The 4,993-nt window shown below is 63.1% G+C and carries 7 protein-coding genes and 1 pseudogene; 6 read left to right on the top strand and 2 right to left on the bottom strand.

All coding sequences use genetic code 11. The annotated features are described in order from the left end of the window. A pseudogene (locus EN969_RS16405) lies at window positions 1-270 on the bottom strand (GNAT family N-acetyltransferase); the annotation flags it as partial. A gap of 128 nt (window positions 271-398) precedes the next feature. Here EN969_RS16405 and leuD point away from each other — a divergent pair. The 6 genes from leuD (at window position 399) to EN969_RS16370 (ending at window position 4,859) form a co-directional block, all read left to right on the top strand. After that, a complete protein-coding gene (gene leuD / locus EN969_RS16400) occupies window positions 399-1,004 on the top strand; it encodes a 3-isopropylmalate dehydratase small subunit (RefSeq protein WP_013528787.1) in 606 nt (201 codons plus the stop codon). A gap of 69 nt (window positions 1,005-1,073) precedes the next feature. Next, window positions 1,074-2,003 carry a hypothetical protein gene (locus EN969_RS16395; protein WP_013528788.1) on the top strand — a complete coding sequence of 310 codons (930 nt, stop codon included), beginning with the start codon at window positions 1,074-1,076 and terminating at the stop codon, window positions 2,001-2,003. Window positions 2,004-2,224: 221 nt separating this feature from the next. Further along, window positions 2,225-2,608 carry a RidA family protein gene (locus EN969_RS16390; protein WP_063169567.1) on the top strand — a complete coding sequence of 128 codons (384 nt, stop codon included), beginning with the start codon at window positions 2,225-2,227 and terminating at the stop codon, window positions 2,606-2,608. 13 nt (window positions 2,609-2,621) lie between these two features. Further along, window positions 2,622-2,972, top strand: a complete 351-nt coding sequence (locus tag EN969_RS16385; RefSeq protein WP_063169566.1) for a VOC family protein — start codon at window positions 2,622-2,624, stop codon at window positions 2,970-2,972. A gap of 290 nt (window positions 2,973-3,262) precedes the next feature. Further along, window positions 3,263-4,366 (top strand): 3-isopropylmalate dehydrogenase, encoded by a 1,104-nt coding sequence (leuB, locus tag EN969_RS16375; RefSeq protein WP_063169565.1) that lies wholly within the window; start codon window positions 3,263-3,265, stop codon window positions 4,364-4,366. Window positions 4,367-4,370: 4 nt separating this feature from the next. Further along, a complete protein-coding gene (locus tag EN969_RS16370; protein ID WP_063169564.1) occupies window positions 4,371-4,859 on the top strand; it encodes a GNAT family N-acetyltransferase in 489 nt (162 codons plus the stop codon). Here EN969_RS16370 and EN969_RS16365 read toward each other — a convergent pair. Continuing rightward, window positions 4,849-4,993, bottom strand: a 145-nt coding sequence (locus EN969_RS16365) for a DUF805 domain-containing protein (protein WP_164758298.1), incomplete at its 5' end; no start/stop codon positions are given. The genes EN969_RS16370 and EN969_RS16365 overlap by 11 nt on opposite strands.

Genomic DNA, 4,993 nt, shown 5'->3' with positions numbered 1-4,993 from the left:
CCCCTGTGCCGATCGGGAAACGGCGAGTTCGGAGATGTAGCAGACCCAGGAGAAGTCGGTGATCGCCCTGATGACGCCGATCAGCGGCTTGCCCTGAATATCAAGGCGCGCGGTCAGCACCAGATTGGCGCCCGACAGCATCGCCCGCAGCCGCGCTTCATCATCGATCGGCCGTGTCTCGCCGAGGCCGGATTCGACCAGCACGCGACGGAATTCGGCGATGTCGAGCGCGGGTTCTCTTTCGTAGAGGACGTGTGCGTTTTCTGCCATGGCCGCCAGATTGCACCATCGGGCTGGCTTGTGCCACCATGCACGAACAGTTGCCTTTTATTTGCCGCCGGCTTTGTGTAAACCGGGCCTCAGCAAATTCCCCCGCAACGAAAACACGGGCAAAAACCATGGAAAAATTCACCAAGCTCACCGGCGTCGCCGCTCCGATGCCGATCGTCAATGTCGACACCGACATGATCATCCCGAAGGATTATCTCAAGACGATCAAGCGCACCGGGCTCGGCACCGGCCTGTTCGCCGAAATGCGCTACAAGGACGACGGTTCGGAAAACCCGGATTTCGTGCTCAACAAGCCGGCCTACCGCAAGGCGCAGATCCTGGTCGCCGGCGACAATTTCGGCTGCGGCTCCAGCCGAGAGCATGCGCCGTGGGCGCTGCTCGACTTCGGTATTCGCTGCGTCATCTCGACCTCGTTCGCCGACATTTTCTACAACAACTGCTTCAAGAACGGCATCCTGCCGATCACCGTCAGCCCCGAGGATCTCGAGAAGCTGATGGACGACGCCTCGCGCGGCTCCAATGCCACGGTGTCGGTAGACCTCGAAGCCAAGGAAATCCGTGGGCCGGATGGCGGCGTGGTCAAATTCGACCTCGACGACTTCAAGCGGCACTGCCTGCTCAACGGGCTCGACGATATCGGCCTGACCATGGAGAAAGCCGGCGCCATCGCTTCGTTCGAGAAGCGCAACGCCGAACAGCGCCCCTGGGCCTGAGCGGCGCGCTCCGGACGGGTGGATCTGGCCTTTCGGGCCGGTTCGCGGCGACTGAGTGGAGGGACAGTCATGACACGTTCGCTTCTTGCCGGCCTTTGCGGGCTGGCCTTGTTGCTGGGGCAAATCGCCAGCGCGTCTGCGCAGACCCAGACGCCCGCCACACAGCCGGCCCCGGCGACGGAGCAGCCGTCCGCCGATCAGGGGACGAACGCCGCCGATGCTTCCGATGACGACAAGCAGGCCCCGGTGCCATTCGAAGGCGGCACGCTGACCATCACCCAGAAGGAACAGTATGGCGAGAAGGTGCTTGCCTATGACGGCAAGCAGCTGGCCAGCAATTACGATGTCTTCTTCGACAAAATAGTCGAGGTCGGCGGCGTCAAGGTGGCGCTGTTCGATGTCGGCGACGGCGGCAACCAATGCGGGCCGGCGACGGTGATCGTCTGGAAGCCGGAAGGCGGCACGATCCAGAGCACCACTGTCGAGCAGGACCAGTGCGGCGCCCCGCCCTCGGCGGTGTCCGACAACGCCATCTATTTCGTGCCCTACCTGTTGCCGGGGGATGAGAAACCGGCTTTGCAATGGTCGCCGACCGACGGGCTGACGATTTCGGGCAATCTGACCTACATGCCGGAACCCGGCACGGACTGGAAGGACATCGATCCGGAAAAGTACCAGAACATCATCGACGCCTTCCACAATGAGGCCGTCTACAAGGAAGCGGAAAAGCTGCTCGGCAAGGACATGGCCGACATGGCGACCAGCCTGCTGGTCGGCGGCGGCACCGAAAAGACCGCTTCGGGCGCCTTCTACGCCAGCGGCTGCGTGCCGCATGATTGCGGCGGCAATGACGGCTTCATGGCGGTCGACCCGGCCCAGCACAGGCTCTATTTTGCGCGCCGCGGCGACAATGGCCAGCCGAACGCCTGGCCTGATGTGGCGACATGGCCGGCGGATGTGAAGGCGGCGTTGGACAAGGCGCTGGGGGCGGCAAATTAAAGCTTTAGCGTTGCGCAGCACCCCCTCGCTTTCGTCATCCTATGGTCTGCGCCGCGTCGCTACGCTCCTTGCTCCGCCATAGGATGACGACGGAAGGGATGCTTCAACCAATCTCGGAGGTTCGCGCTTCGCTTCCGGGATAACAGTTTGCCTGGCTTGGCCCACGACCCGCGCCGTTCCGCCTGCTAATGCTGGCCGACAACCCAAGCAAGGCCCCTCATATGCGCAAACTCATCTCCACCGGTTCGCCGTTCGAAAAGACCGCCGGCTATTCGCGCGCCGTGGTGCAGGGCGACTGGTGTTTTGTGTCCGGCACCACCGGCTACGACTATGCGACGATGACGATGCCGGAGACGGTGGAGGCGCAGACGCGCAATTGCCTGGCGACGATCGGCAAGGCGCTGAAGGACGGCGGCTTCGAGATGGCTGACGTGGTGCGGGCGCATTACTACATCACCGACCAGGCCTTCGTGGATGTAGTCTTCCCGATCCTCGGCGAGACGTTCGGTGACATCAGGCCGACAGCGACGATGATCGTCTGCCAACTCAACAAACCGGAAATGAAGATCGAGATCGAGGTGACGGCGCTGCGGCGCACGGCCTGAAGGGCGACCGACGATGAAAGTCCAGCGCATTGTTGCCAATATCGAGACAGCGGATGTCGCGGCGGCGAAGCGTTTCTACCACGATGTGCTCGGCCTCGACGTGCTGATGGATCTCGGCTGGATCGCAACCTACGGCTCGCAAGCAAAGATGGATGTCCAGGTCAGCTTCATGGCGCAAGGCGGTTCCGGCACGCCGGTGCCCGACCTCTCCATCGAGGTCGACGACGTGGATGCGGCGCTCGATGCCATGAAGGCGGCGGGCTTTGCCATCGAATACGGACCGGCCGACGAACCGTGGGGCGTGCGGCGCTTCTACGTCCGCGATCCGTTCGGTCGGCTGGTCAACATTCTCTCGCATCAGTGATGACGTATGCCGGCGGGACAGCGCCCCCCTCTGGCCTGCCGGCCATCTCCCCCTCAAGGGGGGAGATTGGATGTCGCCTCGGCGTTCGCCAATCTCCACGTCAGAAAGAAGAGGCGAAACGATAATGCTGCCAATCTCCCCCTTGAGGGGGAGATGCCCGGCAGGGCAGAGGGGGGCGCTACGGATCACCAACGAATCGGGTTATCCGTGATCGCTGCGTTCCTGCTTGCATGCAACTCGCTTGGCGTTTAGCAAGGCCGCGGTTCAAATCTTTCCAGGACGGTTTCTCCATGGCAACGAAGCATCTTTTCCTGCTCCCCGGTGACGGCATCGGTCCTGAGGCCATGGCCGAGGTCAAGAAACTGATCGCGGTCATGAACGACAGGCTCGGCAGCGGTTTTGCCACCGATGAGGGGCTGGTCGGCGGCTGTGCCTATGACGCGCATGGCGCGGCGATCTCCGATGCCGACATGGAAAAGGCGATGGCGGCCGACGCGGTGCTGTTCGGCGCCGTCGGCGGTCCGAAATGGGATGCGGTGCCTTATGAAGTGCGCCCAGAAGCCGGCCTGCTGCGGCTGCGCAAGGACATGGAGCTGTTCGCCAATCTGCGCCCGGCCATCTGCTATCCGGCACTGGCAGCGTCCTCTTCGCTCAAGCAGGAGGTGGTCGAAGGTCTCGACATATTGATCGTGCGCGAGCTGACCGGCGGCGTCTATTTCGGCGAGCCCAAGCAGATCATCGACCTCGGCAACGGCCAGAAGCGCGGCATCGACACGCAGGTCTACGACACGTTCGAGATCGAGCGCATTTCGGGCGTCGCCTTCGAGCTGGCGCGGACCCGCAAGAACCATGTCACTTCGATGGAAAAGCGCAATGTGATGAAGTCGGGTGTGCTGTGGAACGAGGTCGTCACCCAGACCCACAAGGCGCGTTATGCCGACGTCAAGCTCGACCACATGCTGGCCGATGCCGGCGGCATGCAGCTGGTGCGCTGGCCAAAACAGTTCGACGTCATCGTCACCGACAATCTGTTCGGCGACATGCTGTCCGACATCGCCGCCATGCTGACCGGCTCGATCGGCATGCTGCCGTCGGCCTCGCTCGGCGCGCCTGACGCCAAGACCAAGAAGCGCAAGGCGCTGTACGAGCCGGTGCACGGTTCGGCGCCCGACATTGCCGGCAAGGGCATTGCCAACCCGATCGCCATGATCGCCTCCTTCGCCATGTGCCTGCGCTATTCCTTCGGCATGGTCGATGAAGCCGACCGCGTCGAAGGCGCGATCGCCGCCGTGCTCGACGCGGGCCTGCGGACGAAAGACATCATGTCCGATGGCATGACCGAGGTCGGTACGGTTGAGATGGGCGACGCGATCATCGCCAAATTCCTGGGCTGATACCGTGACGGTCGACGTCCGCTGGGCGACGATCGAGGACGCGACGACGCTCGCGGCCATGTTTTGCGAGATGGCGGAACATTATCGGCAACGGCCTCTCGATGCCGACCGGGCCCTGTCTGCGGCACGAAAATGGCTTGGCGAGGAAAGCCCGGCCTATCCGCATTTCGCGCTCGCCTTCATCGAGGGCGAGGTCAGCGGCCTGGCGTCGGTGGCGATCGCGCATCCCGGTATCGATCTCGAGCGGCTGCTGTTCCTCAAGGACCTGTTCGTGCGCGACAAAGCCCGCAACGCTGGTGTCGGCCGGGCGCTGATCGGCTTTCTCGCCGATCATTGCCTGCGCGAAGGCATCGGCCGCATCGACCTGACCAGCGAGGACTGGAACGAAGGCGCGCAGCGCTTCTACGACCGGCTTGGCGCAGAACGCCACGGCCAGAAGGTCTTTCTCAGGCTTTCGGGCGAGGCGCTGAAGGCGATCATCCCTAGACCCTGACGCCCGCCGGCACCGGTCCCCACTGGTTTTCGCGGGCCTGCGTCGGGATCAGCGCGAAGACCAGGATGATCAGGCTGCCGATGGTCGGGATCAGCACCACCAGATAAAGCCAGCCCGAGAGGCCGATGTCATGG

Source organism: Mesorhizobium sp. M7A.F.Ca.CA.003.01.2.1 (genome assembly GCF_003998945.1).
GTDB lineage: Bacteria > Pseudomonadota > Alphaproteobacteria > Rhizobiales > Rhizobiaceae > Mesorhizobium > Mesorhizobium ciceri.
This window is presented reverse-complemented; position numbering and strand designations above follow the sequence as displayed.